20 protein-coding genes and 1 other RNA gene are annotated in these 18,663 nt (G+C 64.2%); 9 read left to right on the forward strand and 12 right to left on the reverse strand.

Annotated elements, in window-relative coordinates:
- Positions 1–18: 18 nt before the first annotated feature.
- Complete coding sequence (locus FJ543_RS00870) at positions 19–1,005, reverse strand: Dyp-type peroxidase (protein ID WP_140873388.1); 987 nt, start codon at positions 1,003–1,005, stop codon at positions 19–21.
- A gap of 132 nt (positions 1,006–1,137) precedes the next feature.
- Here FJ543_RS00870 and FJ543_RS00875 point away from each other — a divergent pair, with 132 nt between their 5' ends.
- Positions 1,138–5,130, forward strand: coding sequence for an AsmA family protein (locus FJ543_RS00875; protein WP_140873390.1), 3,993 nt, complete (start codon positions 1,138–1,140; stop codon positions 5,128–5,130).
- 9 nt (positions 5,131–5,139) lie between these two features.
- On the opposite strand, the gene FJ543_RS00880 is transcribed toward FJ543_RS00875, so the two are convergent.
- The 3 genes from FJ543_RS00880 to FJ543_RS00890 form a co-directional block, all read right to left on the reverse strand.
- On the reverse strand, positions 5,140–6,057 hold the full coding sequence (locus FJ543_RS00880) for a sigma-70 family RNA polymerase sigma factor (RefSeq protein ID WP_140873392.1): 918 nt from the start codon (positions 6,055–6,057) through the stop codon (positions 5,140–5,142).
- Positions 6,058–6,090: 33 nt separating this feature from the next.
- On the reverse strand, positions 6,091–6,396 hold the full coding sequence (locus FJ543_RS00885) for a hypothetical protein (RefSeq protein WP_140660943.1): 306 nt from the start codon (positions 6,394–6,396) through the stop codon (positions 6,091–6,093).
- A 117-nt stretch (positions 6,397–6,513) separates the two neighbouring features.
- Positions 6,514–6,942 (reverse strand): helix-turn-helix domain-containing protein, encoded by a 429-nt coding sequence (locus tag FJ543_RS00890; RefSeq protein ID WP_181166287.1) that lies wholly within the window; start codon positions 6,940–6,942, stop codon positions 6,514–6,516.
- 166 nt (positions 6,943–7,108) lie between these two features.
- Between FJ543_RS00890 and FJ543_RS00895 the strand changes: the two genes are divergently transcribed.
- Positions 7,109–8,905 (forward strand): chloride channel protein, encoded by a 1,797-nt coding sequence (locus FJ543_RS00895; protein WP_140873394.1) that lies wholly within the window; start codon positions 7,109–7,111, stop codon positions 8,903–8,905.
- Between the two features lie 2 nt (positions 8,906–8,907).
- Here FJ543_RS00895 and FJ543_RS00900 read toward each other — a convergent pair whose 3' ends face one another.
- The 4 genes from FJ543_RS00900 to FJ543_RS00915 form a co-directional block, all read right to left on the reverse strand.
- On the reverse strand, positions 8,908–9,132 hold the full coding sequence (locus FJ543_RS00900; protein ID WP_015317259.1) for a ribbon-helix-helix domain-containing protein: 225 nt from the start codon (positions 9,130–9,132) through the stop codon (positions 8,908–8,910).
- On the reverse strand, positions 9,129–9,326 hold the full coding sequence (locus tag FJ543_RS00905) for a DUF4169 family protein (RefSeq protein WP_140873396.1): 198 nt from the start codon (positions 9,324–9,326) through the stop codon (positions 9,129–9,131). The genes FJ543_RS00900 and FJ543_RS00905 overlap by 4 nt, the downstream gene beginning before the upstream one ends.
- An 11-nt stretch (positions 9,327–9,337) precedes the next feature.
- Positions 9,338–9,874 (reverse strand): SspB family protein, encoded by a 537-nt coding sequence (locus FJ543_RS00910; protein ID WP_023782673.1) that lies wholly within the window; start codon positions 9,872–9,874, stop codon positions 9,338–9,340.
- Between the two features lie 146 nt (positions 9,875–10,020).
- Positions 10,021–10,710 carry a TetR/AcrR family transcriptional regulator gene (locus FJ543_RS00915; RefSeq protein WP_140726194.1) on the reverse strand — a complete coding sequence of 230 codons (690 nt, stop codon included), beginning with the start codon at positions 10,708–10,710 and terminating at the stop codon, positions 10,021–10,023.
- Positions 10,711–10,894: 184 nt separating this feature from the next.
- Here FJ543_RS00915 and FJ543_RS00920 point away from each other — a divergent pair, with 184 nt between their 5' ends.
- Positions 10,895–12,100 carry a multidrug effflux MFS transporter gene (locus tag FJ543_RS00920; protein ID WP_140660946.1) on the forward strand — a complete coding sequence of 402 codons (1,206 nt, stop codon included), beginning with the start codon at positions 10,895–10,897 and terminating at the stop codon, positions 12,098–12,100.
- Positions 12,101–12,205: 105 nt separating this feature from the next.
- Here the strand turns inward: FJ543_RS00920 and FJ543_RS00925 are convergent, their stop codons facing one another.
- The 3 genes from FJ543_RS00925 to ssrA all read right to left on the reverse strand — a co-directional run bounded on the left by FJ543_RS00925 (position 12,206) and on the right by ssrA (position 13,766).
- Positions 12,206–12,643 (reverse strand): VOC family protein, encoded by a 438-nt coding sequence (locus FJ543_RS00925; RefSeq protein WP_140726196.1) that lies wholly within the window; start codon positions 12,641–12,643, stop codon positions 12,206–12,208.
- A gap of 89 nt (positions 12,644–12,732) precedes the next feature.
- Entirely contained in the window at positions 12,733–13,299 is a 567-nt protein-coding gene (locus FJ543_RS00930; protein WP_140726199.1) for an AAA family ATPase, read from the reverse strand.
- A gap of 106 nt (positions 13,300–13,405) precedes the next feature.
- Positions 13,406–13,766: a transfer-messenger RNA gene (gene ssrA / locus FJ543_RS00935) on the reverse strand.
- Between the two features lie 168 nt (positions 13,767–13,934).
- On the opposite strand from ssrA, the gene FJ543_RS00940 reads away from it, so the two are divergent.
- Entirely contained in the window at positions 13,935–14,246 is a 312-nt protein-coding gene (locus FJ543_RS00940) for a DUF2853 family protein (RefSeq protein WP_015317265.1), read from the forward strand.
- Between the two features lie 173 nt (positions 14,247–14,419).
- Positions 14,420–15,214 (forward strand): thymidylate synthase, encoded by a 795-nt coding sequence (locus tag FJ543_RS00945; protein WP_015317266.1) that lies wholly within the window; start codon positions 14,420–14,422, stop codon positions 15,212–15,214.
- Positions 15,215–15,225: 11 nt separating this feature from the next.
- On the opposite strand, the gene FJ543_RS00950 is transcribed toward FJ543_RS00945, so the two are convergent.
- Positions 15,226–15,435: a molybdopterin-binding protein gene (locus tag FJ543_RS00950; protein ID WP_015317267.1), complete on the reverse strand. Its 210-nt coding sequence runs from the start codon at positions 15,433–15,435 to the stop codon at positions 15,226–15,228.
- Between the two features lie 153 nt (positions 15,436–15,588).
- Here FJ543_RS00950 and modA point away from each other — a divergent pair, with 153 nt between their 5' ends.
- The 4 genes from modA to FJ543_RS00970 all read left to right on the forward strand — a co-directional run bounded on the left by modA (position 15,589) and on the right by FJ543_RS00970 (position 18,654).
- Positions 15,589–16,383 carry a molybdate ABC transporter substrate-binding protein gene (modA, locus tag FJ543_RS00955; RefSeq protein WP_015317268.1) on the forward strand — a complete coding sequence of 265 codons (795 nt, stop codon included), beginning with the start codon at positions 15,589–15,591 and terminating at the stop codon, positions 16,381–16,383.
- Between the two features lie 41 nt (positions 16,384–16,424).
- Positions 16,425–17,129 carry a molybdate ABC transporter permease subunit gene (gene modB, locus FJ543_RS00960; RefSeq protein WP_023782669.1) on the forward strand — a complete coding sequence of 235 codons (705 nt, stop codon included), beginning with the start codon at positions 16,425–16,427 and terminating at the stop codon, positions 17,127–17,129.
- Positions 17,126–18,238: a molybdenum ABC transporter ATP-binding protein gene (gene modC, locus FJ543_RS00965; protein ID WP_140615711.1), complete on the forward strand. Its 1,113-nt coding sequence runs from the start codon at positions 17,126–17,128 to the stop codon at positions 18,236–18,238. Before modB ends, modC begins: the two co-directional genes overlap by 4 nt.
- Positions 18,239–18,312: 74 nt before the next feature.
- A complete protein-coding gene (locus FJ543_RS00970; protein WP_015317271.1) occupies positions 18,313–18,654 on the forward strand; it encodes a winged helix-turn-helix domain-containing protein in 342 nt (113 codons plus the stop codon).
- The last annotated feature ends 9 nt before the right edge of the window (positions 18,655–18,663 follow it).

Genomic DNA, 18,663 nt, shown 5'->3' on the forward strand with positions numbered 1-18,663 from the left:
GGGCCGTCAACCGCCGCTCTACCCTGCAGCGGAAAGCTGCTCCCGGGCGTCCTGCGCAAGCGTCTGCAGCATGGGGCGGGTCGGGGCGAAGAAGGTCGTGCCGGTGTGCGGCGTGGAGACATCGAGCAGCCGGTCGTAGGCGCCGGGCGGGTCGCCGACATACATGCGCTGCAGCATTTTCTCGGTGACCCAGAGATATCTGCTGTAGCCGATGAAGTAGGTGCCGAATTCGTTCTGCCCGGGCCTGCCGAACGGCATGTTGTCGCGCAATATGTCGTGTTCGTTGCCGTCGGCATCGACCACGGTGGCCAGCGCCTTGTGCGATTTGCGCAGCGCGTCGTCATCATCGATTTCGATGTTGTCGATCTTGGTGCGGCCGATGATCGCCTCCTGCTCGGGCGTGGGAATGCGCGCCCAGGCCTGCATGTTGTGCAGGTATTTCTGGACCACGACATAGCTGCCACCGGCGAAATCGGCATCCTCGTCACCGACCAGCGCCGAGGCGGGCAAATCGAGGCCGGCCGGGTTGGCGGTGCCGTCGACGAAGCCGAGCAGGTCGCGGGCGTCGAAATAGCGAAAGCCGATCACTTCGTCGACGACGCTGAGGCCGGGACCAAGCCTGTCGAGCAGGATACGCTCGAATTCGAAGCACATGTCGGGCCGCTCGGCGCGGATGTGGAAGAGCAGGTCGCCCGGTGTCGTTGGCGCCGAATGGACCGCGCCCTTGATCGGCGCGAACGGCTTCAGTTCCAGCGGCCGCCGGCCGGGGCTGAGCCGGTCCCAGAGATCTCGGCCGATGCCGGCGATGCAGGACAGGCGCCCGCCGAGATCGCGGAATCCGACAGTCTTGACCAGATCGTCGAGTTCGCCGAGCACGGAACAAACCCTGGCCAGAGCCGGCTGATCGCCGGCGACGATGCCGACAAGGAAAATCGCCGACTGCGATAGCGGGGCATCGACACTCTGCGCATCGATCGGCACGCGATCCCAGTTCTTGCCCGACATCCGAGAATCTCCGCTTTTCCCGGATTTGTTTCAGATCGTCCGACATGACGCAACACGGGATGAATTGCCTCTTTATCGACACGCGGATGCGGGTAGAGTGCGGCGGAATTGCAATCAACCTGTTCGGAGCTGATGCTCGCACGCCTGTTCGTGATCTTCGGTGGCCTGTTCGTGCTGGTGCTGCTTGCGGCGCTGGTGGTGCCGCATTTTATCGACTGGACTGGCTACCGCGCCGAGTTCGAGCGCGAGGCAAGCGCCATCCTCGGCCGCAAGGTAACCGTGCAGGGCGACGCCACGGCAAGGCTGCTGCCGTTTCCCTCGGTGACCTTTTCCAAAGTCGCCGTCGCCGGTGGCCCCGACGGTCAGCCGGCCATGACCGTCGAGACGTTTTCGATGGACGCGGAACTGGCACCCTTTCTGCGCGGCGAGGTGCTGATCTTCGACATGCGGCTGGTGCGGCCGAAGGCGACCATCGACATCGCCGCCGACGGAACCATCGATTGGGCCATGCGCCCGTCCTCGCCCTTCGACCCCGGCCAGGTCTCGATCGAGAAACTGACGGTGACGGAAGGGCAGATTGAACTGCGCCATGCCGCCGGCGGCCGCAGCCACATCTTTTCGGAGATCAACTCGACCATTTCGGCCAAGTCGCTGGCCGGTCCGTGGCGCATGGACGGCACGTTGCGGCTGGACGGGTTGCGGACCACGGTCACAGCGTCGACCGGCAAGGCCGAACCCTCCGGGCAGATGCGGTTACGGGTGAAGGCGGATCCCGACGCGTATCCGCTGGTCATCGAGACCGACGGCAATGCCGGCATCGTCAACGGTGCCGCCGTCTATTCCGGCCAGTTCAAGATTTCGGGCGCGGACAAGGACAGCGCGGGCAAGAATTCAGCCGAGTTGCGCGGCACGGACGGCGAGACGGTGAAAGTCAGCACCGGCAAGTCCGATCCGGGCTTCCGGCTGAACGGCAAGTTCTCGCTCGACCACCAGAAGCTTGGCGTCGACGAATTCCGTTTCGAGACCGGTCCGCTCGACAATCCCTACACCGCCGATGGCAAGGCCTCGGTCGATCTTGGCCAGAAACCGAGCTTCGCCATCGAGGCCAATGGCGCGCAGGTTCAGTTCGACGAGGCGGTGGGTGCCCAGGCGGGTACGGGCCTGACGCTGGATCAGCGCATCGCCGGGCTGGAGCAGGCGCTGCTCGATCTGCCGAAGCCGACCATTCCCGGCACGGTCGAGGTCAAGTTGCCGGCGGTGGTGGCCGGCGACACGACGGTGCGCGATGTTCATCTTTCGGCCGAGCCGGTCGGTGACGGGTGGTCGGTGAAATCGCTGGCCGCGACCTTGCCCGGCCGCACCAAGCTGGAAGCCGATGGCAAGGTCATGCTCAACGTGCAGGGCCATTTCGGCTTCACCGGCTCGTTGCTGCTGGCCGTGGCGCAACCCTCGGGTTTTGCCGCCTGGCTGTCGAAGGATGTCGACGAGGCGATCCGCCGTCTGCCTGCCGCCGGTTTCAAGGCCAAGGTCGATCTCTCGCAAAATCATCAATCCTTCAGTGATCTCGAACTGATCCTCGGCAAGGCGAAGTTTTCCGGCCGCATTGATTCCAGCCAGCCCGAAGACGCAAAGCCATCGGTGCTGATGCGGCTCGAGGGCGGCGATCTCGATGTCGATGGGCTGGCGGCCTTCGCCTCGATCTTCGTCAGCGACAAGGGAGCCAACCGTTTTGCCGACAGCGACCTCGATTTCCAGATCAAGGCCGGCCCTGTCAGCGCCGGCGGCTTGACCGCCGACACGGTCGATACCGCGCTCAGGCTGCGCGACGGGCTGCTCGAAATCGACCGGCTGTCTGTCGGTGGACTGGCCGGTTCCTCGATCAGCGCCACCGGCCGCATCAAGGATTTTCCGGCGAGCCCGACCGGCAAGCTGGACGCCTCGGTGGTCGCGGTCGACCTCAAACCGCTGATCGATGTCGCCGCACGGCACTATCCGGACAATGCCGTGCTGAAGGGGCTCGCAGACCGCGCCGCAGCCTATCCCGACTTGTTCCAGGACGCGCGCGTCGACCTCGTGGCCAGTGCCGCCGACAATGGCGACGGCACCACGGGCCTGGCGGTGAGCGGGCAAGGCAAGGCCGGTGGCTCGTCCTTTTCGGCGTCGCTGTCGGGGAAGGGCGCGGTGGACAGGCTTGCCGACGCGCCGGTGACACTGACTTTCAATGCCAGGAACCCGGACGCAACCGCCTTGCTCGCGCTCTACGGCCTGCCGGCGCTGCCGCTCGGCATGTTGGGTGAAGCAAGCACCGACATCCAGGCCAAGGGCACGCTTTCTGGCGGTCTGGCGACGAGCTTCAGCCTTGCCGGCAATGACTTCAAGGCCGGCTTCGAGGGGGTGGTCGCCGACACGCCGCAAGGCCCGACGGCCAAGGGCAAGATCAACCTCGACGCCTCCGACATCGAGCCGTGGCTGATGACGACGGGCATCGGCCTGCCCGGCACGGGCGCCGGCATGTCGACATCGCTGGCCGCGCAGGCCGATTACGGCAATGGCCTGCTGGTGCTCTCCGGGCTCAGCGGCGCCATCAACGAGGCGGCTGTGTCCGGCGACATCAACCTCGATGTCAAGCAGGGGGTCGACGGCAAGGACGGCGTGCCGCATCTGGCTGGGGCGCTGGCGCTCGACGAACTCGACCTCGATCCGATGGCGGTGGCGCTGTTTGGCGATTCCGCTTTTCTCGTGGACAAGAACGGGTCCGACAAGAGTGACAATGCCGACAAGAATGACAGGGCCGACAAGAATGACAAATCCGGCGCGTGGCCGTCGGCGCCGTTCAGCCAGAAGTCCAGCCTGCCGTTCACGGCCGATCTCGACCTGACCACGGCGTCGCTCACCGTCGGCCCGCTCGCCACCGCCTATGACGCGGCCCTCTCGCTCAAGCTCGACCCGGAAGGCATTCGGGTCACCGATCTCAAGGCCAAATTCCTCGGCGGGGCGCTCTCCGGCCTGTTCGAGCTGAAGAACAATGACGGTACCGGGCTTTTCACCGGACAGATGAAACTGGCGGGTGCCGATCTGGCTGATGTCTTGCCGGATGCGGGCATCGGCGGCAGCGGCGATTTCTCGACAACGCTGTCGACCAGCGGCAAATCCGTCGACGCGATGATTGCCGCTCTATCGGGATCCGGCACGGCGACGCTGAAGGGCTTGCGGATCGCCGGCGTCAATCCTGACGCGTTCGGCGCTTTCCTGGCCAAGGCGGATGCAATCGGACGCGATATCGACGCCGCCAAGACGGCTGGTTTCGCGCCTGACATAGCCGCCGACGGCAGCTTCGCCGCCGGGAATGCCGAGGTCGCCTTCACGATTGCCGGCGGCACGCTCAGGGCGCCGCCGATCAGCCTTGAAAACCCGGCGGCGACGTTGTCGGCCGACATCATGGCGGATCTCAACGCCAGCACGGTTTCCGCCAAGGGCGCGGTCACCTATCGGCCTGGCGACGAAGCGCTGGTCGGCTCCGAGCCGGCCGTGAATTTCACCGCCGAGGGGCCGTTCGGTGCCGTGAAACGGCAGTTCGACAGCGAGCCCCTGGCGCAATTCCTGACCCAGCGTGCGCTGGAAAAAGAACAGCAGCGCGTCGAGGCGATGCAGGCCGCGTTGCTGGAGAAACAGCGGCTGCGACGCGAAGTGCGCTATTACGCGGCGCTTCAGGATGCCCGCGACAAGGCCGCGGAGGAGCTGCGCCAACAAGAGGAAGCGGCGCGCCTGAAGGCAGAGGCCGACGCCAGGGCGAAAGCGGAGGCCGACGCTCAGGCCCAGGCCGACGCGGATGCCAAGGCGAAGGCCGACGCGGAAGCAAAAGCCAAGGCGGATGCCGAGGCCAAGGCGGCGGCGGAACAGCAGGCAGCGGACGAGGCGGCCAAGGCGCAGGCCGAGCAGGAGCGCCAGAAGGCGGAGGAGGCGATGCGCATTGCCTCCCAGGAAAAGGCCAGGCTCGAAGCCGAGCGCAAGGCGGCGCAACAGGCACCCAAGGCCGAGCAGGTGCCCGCCAACGACAATCCGCCTCCAGCCAAGCCGAAAGCCAATCCGTTCACGGTCGACAATCTGTTGAAGTCACTGCAGTAGGCAGCAGGGCTAGGCTTTCCGGTTGCTCACCCGCCAGGCAATCGTCTCAAGGACGAACGTTTCGGCGCCGTCAGCGACGTATCTGGCGTGGCGGAAATCGCGGATGGCGGCAAGCTTGCCGCCCTGCCAACCCAGCAGGATGAAGTATGCCGGCGCTGCCGTCGGGTCGTTGGGATCGCGCACGAGGATTGCCGGACGGTCCTCGACGAAACCAGGCTGGAAATGCCAGTCCCGCACCCGGGAGTAATTGCCGAAATAGGTGGCCACCTCCTTGCGGCCGTTGAGCCTTGCCCTGGCCACCAGTTCCAGCCGCACTTCGTCGGCCAGCATGTCTCGCACGGCGTCGAAGTCGCGGGCGTTGAAGCGATCGACATAGGCGTTGAGCAACAGGCGCTCCGATGCACTCAGCCTGGGAACAGGACGATCGTCCTGTTCGTCGGCGAGCTCACGCAGCCGGCCACGGCCACGATGCAGCGCTGCCTTGATCGCGGGGATGCTGGTGTCGAGCATGGTGCTGATTTCCCGCAGCGAATAACCCAGCACATCCATCATGATGACGCTGCTTCGCTGCGCGACGGGAAGGCGCATGAAACTGTGCAATCCGGCTGCCGCGGCCTGCCGGTCGGCGATGGAATTTGCCGGGTCGGCGATCATGTCCGGCTCCTCCTCGGAGAAGGTCTTCTCACGGGCGCGGCGGCGCAAAAAGTCGAGCGCCGCATTGTGCGCGATGCGAAGCAGCCAGCCTTCGGGATTGGCGACCGAGGCGGTGCCGGCCAAGGCCTCGAATGCCTTGGCCAGCGCCTCCTGCACGACGTCCTCGCCATCGACGACCGAGCCGGTCATCCGGGCGCAGTAGCGATGCAGTTTGGGGCGCAATTCGCCGAACAAGCGGTCGAAAGGCTCTGGGATCTCGCCTGGACTGTTCATGCGCCGGCCGTTCTCGACATGGTTCTATTCAGGCTACTCGTCCAGCATCCGATAATGGCCCACCACTGTCATCACGTCACGATGCGGAGGGTCGACGCAGCGATCCCTGATGCCACTCTGAAAAGCCTGGAAGGCGGCAAGCCCTGTGATGAGGTCGGCATGCCCGTCGGTTTCGGTCTCGACGAGATGGACGAAAGTGCCATTGCCGGAGCGCCAGGTCATGTAGCGAACGCCTTCCGGCGATTTGCCGCGCAGTTCCTCGAACACTGCCTTGACGAGGCGCTCGTTCTCGTCGGCCCGGTCCGGCTTCGTCTTGTAGCGTATCAAATGGCGTTTCATCGCATTGGCTCCCTTGGCTGTCGCCTGTCCAAGACGCCGCGGCCAGGCCAAAGGATTCGGATTCCGGAAAAATAGTCCGGTGAAAAAAATAGTTCGGTATCGGCCCGATGCTGGACGTCAGTCCTGGCTCCGGTCGAGCAGGCGCCGCAGCATGGGTTCGATGCGCGAGAGCTCGTCGAGATGCGCGGCCGACAGTTCGGCCAGGCAATCGTCGGCGCGTTCGGTCAGCCGCAGCAGCACGCGGCGGTGGTCGTCCTTGTCCTGGTCGCGTGCGACCAGTCCTGCCTCGCCGAGACGGTTGACCAGTTCGACGGCGCTGTGGTGACGGATGCGCAGGCGTTCCGCCAGGTCGCCGACCGTCACCGGCCCGCCGCCGGGATATCCCTTGATCGCCAGCAGCGCCTGGTGCTGGCGCGGGGTCAGGCCGGCGTCCTCGGCCTGCACCTGGCTGAATTCGAGGAAGCGGCGGATGAGGTAGCGGAACTCGGATAGCCGCTGGTAGTCGGATTGCCTGATGGCGGGGCGTGGTGTCTTGGGCTGCGTCATGTCGGAGATGTCTTCGTTTTCCGGTGAAAGCTCAAACGAAATTTCGAGCGAAAGCCGCTTGAACAGATATATCGTGTTACGATACATACCCGGCCGACAACCGGCTGGCCACTTCGACCGTGCCGCAGAACTCCAGACACGGCCGCCGCCAGGAAGCAAAGCCACCATGAAGACCCATAACTCCAATCCCGATCATCTCCGGGATTTCACCACGGATGCCCGAGTGCTGCTCGTCGCCGCGATAGCGGTGGTGGTGGCGACCGCCGGGCTGTTTGCCGGCATCGCGCTTCTGAAGCTGATCCGGCTCGCCACCAACATCGCCTATTTCGGCCAGTTCTCGCTTGCCGAGCTGAAGCTGCAGGATACGCCGCTCGGGCTTGCCGCCGTCATCGTTCCGGTCATCGGCGCGCTGATCATCGGCCTGATGGCGCGCTACGGCAGCGAGAAGATCCGCGGCCACGGCATTCCCGAGGCCATCGAGGCGATCCTGCTTGGGCGCTCCAGGCTCGACGCCAAGGTGGCGATCCTGAAGCCGCTGTCGTCGGCGATCTCGATCGGCTCGGGCGGGCCGTTCGGCGCCGAGGGTCCGATCATCATGACCGGCGGCGCCATCGGCTCGTTGATTGCGCAGATGCTGCCGGTCTCGGACAACGAGCGCAAGACATTGCTGGTGGCGGGAGCGGCGGCCGGCATGACCACCGTGTTCGGCACGCCGATCGCAGCCATCATGCTGGCGGTCGAATTGCTGCTGTTCGAATGGACGCCACGCAGCTTCATCCCCGTCGCGGTGGCGGCCATCGTGGCCGAGGTGGAGCGCACCATGCTGCACATGCCAGGGCCGATCTTTCCGTTCGCGGGCAACATGGCTATCTCCTTCGTCGGCCTTGGCGGCTGGGTGCTGGTCGGCATCTGCGCCGGCCTGTTGTCCGGGCTGCTGACGCAGATGGTCTATGCCTGCGAGGACGGCTTCCAGAAGCTGCCGATCCACTGGATGTGGTGGCCGATGCTCGGCGGCCTGGTGGTCGGCATAGGCGGCTTGATCGACCCACGGGCGCTCGGCGTCGGCTATGACAACATCGCCGACATGCTGGGCGGCCGCACGATCGCCACCGCGGCGTTGCTGCTGCTGGTGGTCAAGGCCATCATTTGGTCGGTCGCGCTCGGCTCGGGGACTTCGGGCGGCGTGCTGGCGCCGCTGTTGATCATGGGGGGCGCGATGGGGGCGGTGCTTGCCGGCATCCTGCCGGCGGCGGACCCGGGCTTCTGGGCACTGCTGGCGATGGCCGCCACCATGGGCGGCACGATGCGCGCGCCGCTGACAGCCACTTTCTTCGCCGTCGAGCTGACCGGCAACACGCATGTGCTGGTGCCGCTGATCGCGGCTTGTGCCGCGGCGCACGCGGTCACCGTGCTGTTGATGAAGCGTTCGATACTGACCGAGAAGATCGCCAGGCGAGGGCACCATCTGGTTCGCGAATATCGCGTCGACCCCTTCGCGCTGACCAGGGTGCGCGAGGTGATGACGTCAGAGGTCGAGAGCGTGCCGGCGACGATGACGCTGCATGGTGCGGCCGCCTTCCTGACCGCGCCGGAAACCCGGCATCCGAGTTTTCCCGTGGTCGATGAAAACAGGCAGGTGCTCGGCCTCATCGATCCGCCGGCGATCCTGCGCTGGCGCCGTGCCGGCAAGCACCGGACGACGACGCTCGGCGAGCTGCTGGCGGGAAGCAAGGTGACACTGGCCCATCCCGACGAATATCTGGAAGGCCTGTCGGACAAGCTGCTGACCGCCAATGTCTCGCATCTGCCGGTCGTGGCGCGTGAGGATGGAAGGTTGGTCGGCTATGTCGGCTGGAAGGATCTGATGCGCGTGCGCTCGCGCAAGCAGGCCGAGGAACGTGAGCGCTCCACCTTGCTCGGCTTCGGACGCGGGAAAAAGGCGGACCCGGTTGAGGGTGCGTAAGTTCAGGCGCTCGTCGCGCGCTTCGCCCACTCCAGGACATGCAGCCTGAGCGCCGAGGACAGGTTGGTGTCACGGGGCCGGGTCTCGTCGATTTCGGCGACAAGGGCGGCGAGCGTCAGCTTCCTGGTCGCCGCGATGGCGACGAGATCGTCATAGAAGGGCTTTTCGAGGGAATAGCTGGTGCGATGGCCGCGAATGGTCACCGAGCGTTTTTCGACGGCGCTCATCGATCGTCAGGCTGGGCGGGCTTTTCGCGATGATGGCCCGCGACAAACCTTTCGCTCTTGTCGGCGATCAGGCGGTCGCGTTCCTTTTCGGCCTTGGTGCGACCGTGCAAGGCGCGATTCCGGCTAGCGGTTTGTGCCTTGTCGTCCCGCGCCCTCTGCTTGCGAGCCTGGCGGAGATTGACGATGTCGGCCACGGACCGCGAGCCTATTTCTTGCGGAAGGCGTCGAGCGAGACCACTTCGGCGCCCTTGGTGCCGGCATCCGCGGCAGTTGCCTTCTTCTCCGCCTCGGCGGCGGCCTTCTTCTCGGCCTTCGGCTTCTTCTCTGAGACGATGGTCAGCGGCTCAGGCGCCGGTGCTGCCGGTTCCTCGTCGGGCTGCGCATCGGTCTTGACGTCGAATTCGAGCTCGAAATTGACGGAGGGGTCGTAGAAGCCGCGCACGGCCGAGAACGGGATTTCCAGTTTTTCCGGCACGTCGGAGAAGGAGAGACCGACCTCGAAACCGGTGTCGGTCACCTTCAGGTCCCAATACTGGAACTGGATGACGATGGTCATCTGCTCGGGATAGCGCTCGCGCAGCCGCGACGAGACGCGCACGCCCGGCGCGCCGGTCAGGAAGGTGATGAAGAAATGATGGTTGCCGGGGAGGCCGGTGCGCGCGACCTCTGCCAGGACCTTGCGCATGACGCCGCGCAACGCCTCCTGGGCCAGAATGTCGTAGCGGATGTGGTCGTCGGCCATGAGGTGGTCGGGTTCCGTTGAATCGTCCGCATAGCTGTAATCAAGCTTGGGCGCGGCGTAAACCTGATATAGACCGCCGCCGGGCCGAAGCGAGGACTATTGCAAACGATTTGATCGGCAAGGCGGTTTGGCGGCAACGCCAAATGTTATGCGTTAGCCAGCGCAGCGTGTCTTTTGAGGCTGGTCGGGGAAGGGCGCTTGCCGAAAGCGCGCAGGAAGGTGCGCACGCCGTTTTTCGCCGATTGCACCACCTCGTCCTCGCCCGGCGTGCCGCCGAGCATGAAGGTGGTCTGCAATTCGGCATTGACGAGGCCGAGGAACTGGCGCGCCGCGACGTCGGGATCGTCGATCGCGAGATAGCCGCCATAGGCGAGGCGGGCGAAGCGGGCGGCGATCGCCGGCCATGTCCTGCCGGGTCCCTGTTCGCGCCATTCGGCAAAGAGCTCGGGATAGCGCTCGCCCTCGGTCTGGATCAGCTTGCGCAGGAATTTTCCGTCGCGGTTGCAGATGCAGTTCTGATTCAGGCGCACGGCAAAACCGATCAGGTCGGCCTCAAGATCCCCAGGCTGATCGGGAAAGGTGGCGATGGTGGCGAAAATGCCGGCGTTGCAGCGCTCGGTCAGGTCGCGCACGACCGCGATGAACAGCTTTTCCTTGTCGCCATGGTGATTGTAGACCGTCTGGCGCGACACGCCGGCCTCAACCGCGATCAAGTCTATATTGGCGCCGGCGAAACCTTCGCGGCAGAACACGCCGGCAGCGGCGTCGACGATCGACAGGCGCTTGGCCTCGTGGCCGCGTGGCGGGAAAGTGTCAGGAGAAACGCCCGGTCTCATGAAAATCTATATAGAGGTGATTGACGATTTAGACAAGACTGTCTAAATTTGTGGACACGATATAAGGGGATTTCGCTCCGGAGACGAATAAATTTACTCCAGGAGTAGGAAACCCTCGGGATGGAACGTCCTAGGGTCAGACGTCGCCTGGCGGCGGCAACCAGATTCGAAAGAAGCCAATATCATGAGCCCCAAATTCCTCCGCATCGCGGTCGTGCTCGGCCTGTTGTCCGCCATCGGCCCGTTCGCCATCGACATGTATCTGCCCGCTTTGCCGTCGATCGGCACCGATCTGCATGCCGGCACCGCCGCCGTGCAGATGAGCCTTTTGATCTTCTTCCTGTCGATGGGCTTCGGCCAGATCGTCGTCGGGCCGATCTCCGACATGGTCGGCCGCAAGCTGCCGCTCTATGGCGGCCTGGCGCTGTTCATGGCCGGCGGCATCGGCTCGGCAATGGCGCCGACCATCGAGTGGCTGATCGCCTTCCGCTTCCTGCAGGGGCTTGGCGCCAGCGCCGGAATGGCCATTCCGCGCGCCATCGTGCGCGACCTGCACACCGGCAATGAGGCCGCCAAGCTGATGTCGCTGCTGATGCTGGTGTTTTCGGTGTCGCCGATCCTGGCGCCGCTGACCGGCAGCCAGATCATTGAGAATTTCGGCTGGCGCGCCGTGTTCTGGACCGTGACCGGCGCGGCGGTGCTTGCCACCATCCTGCTCGCGACCTCGCTCAAGGAGACACGGCCGGCGGAAGAACGCGTCGGGTCCTCCTTCGGTACCGCCCTTGCCGGCTACCGCTTCCTGATGGGCGACCGTAATTTCCTCGGCCTGGTGGCGATCGCCGGCTTCGGCATTGCGAGCTTCTTCGTCTATCTGTCGAGTTCGTCCTTCATCCTGATCGACCATTACGGGCTGTCGCCTTCGGTCTACAGCGTCTTCTTCTCGATCAACGCGGTTGCCTTCATCGGCATGTCGCAGTTGACGGGCCTGCTTTCCGAACGGTTCGGACTGAAGCGCGTGGTGTGGGTGGCGGTGACCGGCTACGCGACGACGATGGTTGTGCTGTTCGCGATCATGGTGACGGGCGTCGATCGGCTTGACGTGATGGCGGCCCTGCTGTTCGTCGGCTACGGCTTCCTCGGCTTGGTCATCCCGACCACATCGGTGCTGGCCATGGAAGAGCATGGCGAGATCGCCGGCACGGCGTCGGCGCTGATGGGCACGCTGCACTTCGCCATCGGCGCGCTCGCCATGGGCGTCGCCGGTGTGTTCTTCGACGGCACGCCGCTGCCGATGGTCGCCGGCATCACGCTCTGCGCGGTGATCTCGTTCGCACTGGCGAAAGTCACGCTTGGCCGTTCGCGCGAAGCGGTCGAAGCGCCGGCGGAGTAAGCACCTTTTCCAATAAACCAGGGGAGGCCGGGTCGATCCCGGCCTTTTTTGTGTTGAAGCCGGCGTTTGCCCCCGGGTTGAAGACCGCGCTCTGGCGGCTGACGCTCAGCTGAGTTCCTGGGCGAGGCCGATGAGAAGCCCTTCAGGCCCACGGATGTAGCAGAGCCGATACACGTCCTTGTACTCGACCACTTCGCCTACGAGTTGCGCGCCGCGCGTGCGGAGCCTTTCAAGCGTGTCGTCGATGTCGTCCACGGTGAACATGACGCGGAGATAGCCCAGGGCGTTGACGGGGGCGGTCCGGTGATCCGCGACGACAGGCGGCGCGAGGAAGCGTGACAGCTCCAGCCGGCTGTGGCCGTCCGGCGTGCGCATCATGGCAATCTCGACATGCTGGTGGCCCAGTCCGGTGACGCGTCCGGCCCATTCTCCTTCTACCGTGGCCCGCCCTTCGAGCTCGAGGCCGAGTTCGCGAAAGAAATCGATCGTCACTCCAAGGTCTTCGACGACGATTCCTACATTGTCCATCCGCTTGAGCGCCATGTTTCCGATCTCCATGGGGTGTGGTTTCAGTTTACAAGGTATCGCCTGGTCCACCAACGCACAGGAAAGGCCGGACCCGTCCGACCTCTTTATGTCCGCGATGTCAGCGGCAATCCAGCAGCGTCGAGGAGGAAGCGTACACGCTCTTCGACTGGGGCCAGCGGCAAGGTCACCAGTTCGTAGCCGAGTGCGGCATAGACGCCGGCCACGGACTGGCAAGTGCGCTCGGCCTCGTCGAGGGTTTGCTTGCGTTCTTCGTCCTGGGTGAAGATCTCCGGCCATGGCGGGGCGACGAAGACGCGACGCGCATAGCGGAATTCCGTGGCGGCACTGGTGAGGTGATCCGGCACCGGCAGGCCGCAGAGCCTGAGATAGCCGATCGTGTCCGGCACGCCGCGATCAAAGAAGACCGGACCGGCCAGCTCGCGGACCGCACGGTACGAGCGCATTTCCCACGACAGCATCAGTTCGGCGAACAATGCGCGATCGCTCCAGGGCAGGGCGGTTCCACCAATGGCGGATTGGTCGCGGATGATGCCGCGCCCGGCCTCGGCGGATGTCGCAAAGCCCGCCTGCCGCAAGGCTTCGATCAAGGTGGTCTTGCCGGAACCGGGGCCGCCGGTTAGCACGAAGAATCGATCGGAATTGTTTTGCATTTTGTCCATGGAGAAAGGGCACGCAACGCAGCGGCTTCGCAGCCGTGGACGTGCGAAGTCTTGACGGCAGGAACCGTTGTGCGTCACGCAAAATGAAAGGGGGAGAAGTGGAGGTTTCTGTTGCCAGGTACCTCCGAACCCCGCCTAGAAGTGCGAACCCCTAGGGCTTGATTTGAAGCTATCGCACTGCATTAAGCAGCGAGACGTGCTTCCGCATAGTTGTCGTTGGCAACTATAAGTTTAGCCCGATGACGGTGGTACAATGCCGGGCAAAAGTACGATCTTTACACCTTCGTCGATCCTATTTCGCCCCCAGCAAAAACCGCTCTGTCCTCAACAGCGGCTTTTGGTGGAGGCGCCGGGTACCGCCCCCGGGTCCGAACGGCTTATTTCATCGCCCATTTATCGCCATAGTCGGTCAAGCCGACAAAACGAATATAGGGGGGCTTGCGCGGAAATGAAAGGCCGCAATGGTGCTTTGTCCCTGTGTCAAATCGCGACGCCAAGGGTTGACTTGGGCGCGGTCTCAACCGAAGCTTTGCGGGCGGTGAGGAGTTACCGACCTAGCGCACAAGTTGCGAAGCGCGCCACAGCCCTCATCGATCGGATCCGTGGCGCCGACGAGGGGAATTCTGATGGCCGACTATCTTGCGGATGTGAAGAAATATGACGCCGCGGCAAGCGCCGATGCGGTCGAAAAAATCGTCAAGCACCTGGGCATTGCGCTGAGGAACCGCGATTCCTCGCTGGTGTCCTGCACGGATCCGAAGGAATTGGCGCGGGTCAAGGAGAGCTGGGTGGCCAAGAAGCTCGGCGTCAGCGACGGGGCGAAAGCCGACGCCGCGATCGAGAAGACCTGCAAGGCGATGCACGCCGACAACACCAAGAACCGCGTGACCTTCTACTATCTGGTGGCCAAGGACCTGGGCAAGCTCGGCTCTCTCTGAGACCTTTGGTTACTTCATCCTGGCGGCCGGTTGGCGATTTCCGCGCTTCCGGTTCGCCGGTGAGGATTCTGGGCGGGCTTCGTCCCTGCTAAGTGGGGACGATCTCAGACAAGCGTGGCGTCAGCGCCTATATGCGCTATGATCGGAGAGATCCCGAATCGAGCCCGGAACCGATGCGCCAATATCTCGATCTCCTGCAGCATGTGCTGGACAACGGCGCCGATCGTGGCGACCGCACCGGCACCGGCACGCGCTCCGTCTTCGGCTACCAGATGCGCTTCGATCTGGCGCGCGGATTTCCGGTCACCACCACCAAGAAGCTTCATCTGAAGTCGATCATCCATGAACTCCTCTGGTTCCTGGCCGGCGACACCAACATCAAGTACCTGACCGACCACGGCGTTTCAATCTGGGATGAATGGGCCGACGAGAATGGCGATCTCGGCCCGGTCTACGGCAGGCAGTGGCGATCCTGGCCAGACGGCCATGGCGGCTCGATCGACCAGATCGCCAATCTTCTCAAGGAGATCCGCCGCAATCCTCAATCGCGGCGGCTGATCGTCTCGGCCTGGAATCCCGCCGAGGTGGAAGCCATGGCGCTGCCGCCTTGCCACTGCCTTTTCCAGTTCTACGTGTCCGAGGGCCGGCTTTCCTGCCAGCTCTACCAGCGCTCCGCCGACATCTTCCTCGGCGTGCCGTTCAACATCGCGTCTTACGCGCTGCTGACGCTGATGGTGGCGCAGGTGACAGGGCTGAAGCCGGGCGATTTCGTGCACACGCTTGGCGACGCGCATCTCTACTCGAACCATTTCGAGCAGGCGCGCGAACAGTTGCGGCGCACGCCAAAGACCCTGCCGACGATGTGGATCAATCCTGAGGTGAAGGACCTTTTCGCCTTCCGCTTCGAGGATTTCCGGCTGGAAAACTACGTCGCCGACGCGTCGATCAAGGCGCCCATCGCGGTCTGAGCCGCGGCTTTTCAGTCGATGCCGACCATCACTTCCGAGGCCTTGACCACGTCGTAGGCCTGCTTGCCCTTTTCGAGCTTGAGGTCGGCGACAGCTTCATTGGTGATCGAGGCGGTGACGATGATGCCGCCGCCGATGTCGATGCGGACATGCGAGGTGGTGGCTCCCTTGACGATTTCGGTGATCGTTCCCTCGAGCACGTTGCGGGCGCTGATCTTCATTGCAGTTCCTTTCGCGGCGGCGGTTTTATCAGAACAATCATGCAGCGCCGGATCGAGTTTCAGCCGGCCGGGCCTTCCCTTGTTATATCCATGCGGATATATCGGTCTACAGGCTTCGAGCCAACCGGAGTTTGAACCCAGGGAGAGTTTTCGATGACACGCAAAGGTTTCGGGTTGAGGATGATCGCCATTGGCGGCTTTGCGGCGACATTGATGGCGGCAATGCCGGCAGCGCACGCGGAAGACAAGGTCGTGGTGTTCGCGGCGGCCAGTCTCAAGGACGCGCTCGATGCGGTGAACAAGGCCTGCGAAGCCGATGTCGGCGAGGCCGCGACCGTTTCCTATGCCGCGAGTTCGGCATTGGCCAAGCAGATCGAGGGTGGGGCGCCGGCCGACGTCTTCATCTCCGCCGATCTCGACTGGATGAAATATCTCTCCGACAAGAAGCTGACCAAGCCCGACACGGAAGTGAAGCTGCTGGGCAACGAGATCGTGCTGGTGGCGCCGAAGGATTCGACGGTCGAAACCAAGATCGAGAAAGGCTTTGACCTCGCCAAGCTCGTCGGCGATGGCAAGCTTGCCATGGGCGACTTCAAGGCCGTGCCGGCCGGCAAGTACGGCAAGGCGGCATTGGAATCGCTCGGCGTCTGGTCCTCGGTCGAGGGCAAGGTGGCACAGGCCGAGAATGTCCGTGCGGCGCTGAAGCTGGTTTCAACTGGTGAGGCCGCCCTCGGCATCGTCTATGCCACCGACGCGCACGCCGAAAAGGGCGTCAAGGTGGTCGGCACCTTCCCCGAGGATTCACATCCGCCGATCATCTATCCGGTTGCCCAGACCGCCGATTCGAAGGACAAGGATACGCTGGCCTTCCTGAAATGCCTGCAGTCCGCCAAGGCTGGCGCGCTCTTTAGGGAACAGGGTTTTACCGTGCTCACGCCCAGCAACTGAGTCGGCGAGCAACTGAGTTCGAAAAGGCCCGATACCGCACTATGAGCTGGCTGCTGGACCTCACTCCCGACGAATGGAATGCGGTCCGGCTGTCCATCAAGGTGGCGACGGTGGCGATGCTCGCCAGCCTGCCGCCGGGCATAGCGATCGCGCTGCTGCTTGCCCGGGGGCAATTCTGGGGCAAGACGCTGCTCAACGGGGTGGTGCACCTGCCGCTGATCCTGCCGCCCGTGGTGACCGGTTATCTCCTGCTTTTGACGTTCGGCAAGCGCGGCCCGGCCGGTGCCTTCTTGGCCGAGCATTTCGGCATCGTCTTCTCGTTTCGCTGGACGGGTGCCGCCCTTGCTTGCGGTGTCATGGGCTTTCCCCTGATGGTGCGGGCGATCCGGCTGTCGATCGAGGCGGTGGATCGCAAGATGGAGGCGGCGGCGGGAACGCTCGGCGCCAACCCGCTGTGGGTGTTCGGCACCATCACGCTGCCGCTGATCCTGCCCGGGCTGATCGCCGGCGCCATCCTGTCCTTCGCCAAGGCGATGGGCGAGTTCGGCGCGACGATCACTTTCGTCTCCAACATTCCTGGCGAGACGCAGACGCTGCCGTCGGCGATCTACACTTTTACCCAGGTGCCGGGCGGCGACGAAGGGGCGCTGCGACTGACGCTGATTTCGATCGTCATCTCGATGGCGGCATTGGTCGCATCGGAAGTGCTGGCGCGGCGGGTCGGGCGGCGGATGGACATCGAATGAGCGTCCTTGTCGACATCGGCCACCGGCTTGGCGATTTCGCCATCGATGCCCGCTTCGAGAGCGCCGGACGGCTGACGGCGCTGTTCGGGCCGTCCGGTTCCGGCAAGACGACGCTGATCAACATGATTGCCGGGCTGATCCGGCCGGACAAGGGGCGCATCGAGGTCGATGGCCGCGTGCTGGTCGACGCGGGTGCCGGCATTTTCGTGCCAAGGCACAAACGCCGCATCGGCATGGTGTTCCAGGATGCGCGCCTGTTTCCGCATATGAGCGTGATGAGCAATCTGTGCTACGGTCGCTGGTTCACGCCGGCGGCGGAACGCTATGCGGACATGGACGCCGTTGTAGAATTGCTGGGCATCGGCCCGCTGCTTGGGCGACGACCGGCAAAACTCTCGGGCGGCGAGAAGCAGCGCGTGGCGATCGGCAGGGCGCTGCTGGCCAGCCCCAGACTGCTGCTCATGGACGAGCCGCTGGCCTCGCTCGACGAAGCGCGCAAGGCCGAGATCCTGCCCTATATCGAGCGGCTGCGCGACGAAACGAAGATCCCGATCGTCTATGTCAGCCATTCGGTCGCCGAGGTGGCGCGGCTGGCGAGCGACGTGGTGATGCTGGCGCGGGGCAAGGTCACGGCTAGCGGCCCGACCGACGCTGTCATGCAAAGGCTCGACCTGTTGCCGGTGGAAGAGCGCGGCGAGGGCGGCGCCGTGCTGGACACGAAGGTGCTGCGTCACGAGGAGGCTTTTGGGATGACCGTGCTCGGCTCGGCCGCCGGCGAGATCCGCGTGCCGCGTCTTGGGATGAAGGCCGGGGCTCCCGTGCGTATCCGCATTCGCGCTCGCGACGTGATGATCGCCGCGGAGAAACCGACGGGCCTCAGTGCCCTCAACATCCTGCCCGGCACGATCGTCGCGATCAGTCCCGGCGAGGGGCCGACGGTCGAAATCGGCATCGACTGCAATGGGGCAACGGTGCTCGCCCGCATCACGGAACAGTCGCGGCAGGCGCTGAAGCTGCGGCTCGGCGGCAAGGTTTTCGCGGTGGTCAAGACCGTGAGCTTCGATCGGGGAAATACCGGCGCCGGTCTGCCGCTCGACGTCGATGGCTGACAGCGGCGGTGATCGGCGCTATATTGTTTTGGAATAACGGTCGCCGAAGCTGAAGCGGTCGCGGAGGAGCAACAATGCCGTCGCTGAGCTTGCGGATAAATCTCGATCCGGACGGACGGATCGGTCCTGGCAAGATTGAGCTTCTGGAGCACATCGCCACCTTCGGTTCGATCTCGGCCGCCGCGCGCGGCATGGAGATGTCCTACAAGCACGCATGGGACCTGGTCGAGGACATGAACCGGGTGTTCGGCAAGCCGCTGGTGGCGGCGCAGACCGGCGGCCGCAAGGGCGGCGGCGCGCAACTGACGACCGTCGGCCTGGCCGTGGTCAGCCGTTTTCGCGCCATCGAGCGCGCGGCGAGTGCGGCCGCGGCAACGCATATGGACGCGTTGCAGTCGGAGATTGAGGCGGGATAGGGGAGTAGT

The organism is Mesorhizobium sp. B2-5-7, from assembly GCF_006440875.1.
GTDB classification, from domain to species: domain Bacteria; phylum Pseudomonadota; class Alphaproteobacteria; order Rhizobiales; family Rhizobiaceae; genus Mesorhizobium; species Mesorhizobium australicum.

Coding starts and splice junctions, on each gene's coding strand:
- FJ543_RS00885 (WP_140660943.1), bottom strand. CDS start 6,396: ATGAAACGCCATTTGATACGCTACAAGACGAAGCCGGACCGGGCCGAC.
- FJ543_RS00875 (WP_140873390.1), top strand. CDS start 1,138: ATGCTCGCACGCCTGTTCGTGATCTTCGGTGGCCTGTTCGTGCTGGTG.
- FJ543_RS00890 (WP_181166287.1), bottom strand. CDS start 6,942: ATGACGCAGCCCAAGACACCACGCCCCGCCATCAGGCAATCCGACTAC.
- FJ543_RS00970 (WP_015317271.1), top strand. CDS start 18,313: ATGCCGTCGCTGAGCTTGCGGATAAATCTCGATCCGGACGGACGGATC.
- FJ543_RS00915 (WP_140726194.1), bottom strand. CDS start 10,710: ATGAGACCGGGCGTTTCTCCTGACACTTTCCCGCCACGCGGCCACGAG.
- FJ543_RS00950 (WP_015317267.1), bottom strand. CDS start 15,435: ATGAAGATCAGCGCCCGCAACGTGCTCGAGGGAACGATCACCGAAATC.
- FJ543_RS00930 (WP_140726199.1), bottom strand. CDS start 13,299: ATGCAAAACAATTCCGATCGATTCTTCGTGCTAACCGGCGGCCCCGGT.
- FJ543_RS00940 (WP_015317265.1), top strand. CDS start 13,935: ATGGCCGACTATCTTGCGGATGTGAAGAAATATGACGCCGCGGCAAGC.
- FJ543_RS00900 (WP_015317259.1), bottom strand. CDS start 9,132: ATGAGCGCCGTCGAAAAACGCTCGGTGACCATTCGCGGCCATCGCACC.
- modB (WP_023782669.1), top strand. CDS start 16,425: ATGAGCTGGCTGCTGGACCTCACTCCCGACGAATGGAATGCGGTCCGG.
- FJ543_RS00920 (WP_140660946.1), top strand. CDS start 10,895: ATGAGCCCCAAATTCCTCCGCATCGCGGTCGTGCTCGGCCTGTTGTCC.
- modC (WP_140615711.1), top strand. CDS start 17,126: ATGAGCGTCCTTGTCGACATCGGCCACCGGCTTGGCGATTTCGCCATC.
- FJ543_RS00870 (WP_140873388.1), bottom strand. CDS start 1,005: ATGTCGGGCAAGAACTGGGATCGCGTGCCGATCGATGCGCAGAGTGTC.
- FJ543_RS00925 (WP_140726196.1), bottom strand. CDS start 12,643: ATGGCGCTCAAGCGGATGGACAATGTAGGAATCGTCGTCGAAGACCTT.
- FJ543_RS00880 (WP_140873392.1), bottom strand. CDS start 6,057: ATGAACAGTCCAGGCGAGATCCCAGAGCCTTTCGACCGCTTGTTCGGC.
- modA (WP_015317268.1), top strand. CDS start 15,589: ATGACACGCAAAGGTTTCGGGTTGAGGATGATCGCCATTGGCGGCTTT.
- FJ543_RS00945 (WP_015317266.1), top strand. CDS start 14,420: ATGCGCCAATATCTCGATCTCCTGCAGCATGTGCTGGACAACGGCGCC.
- FJ543_RS00895 (WP_140873394.1), top strand. CDS start 7,109: ATGAAGACCCATAACTCCAATCCCGATCATCTCCGGGATTTCACCACG.
- FJ543_RS00910 (WP_023782673.1), bottom strand. CDS start 9,874: ATGGCCGACGACCACATCCGCTACGACATTCTGGCCCAGGAGGCGTTG.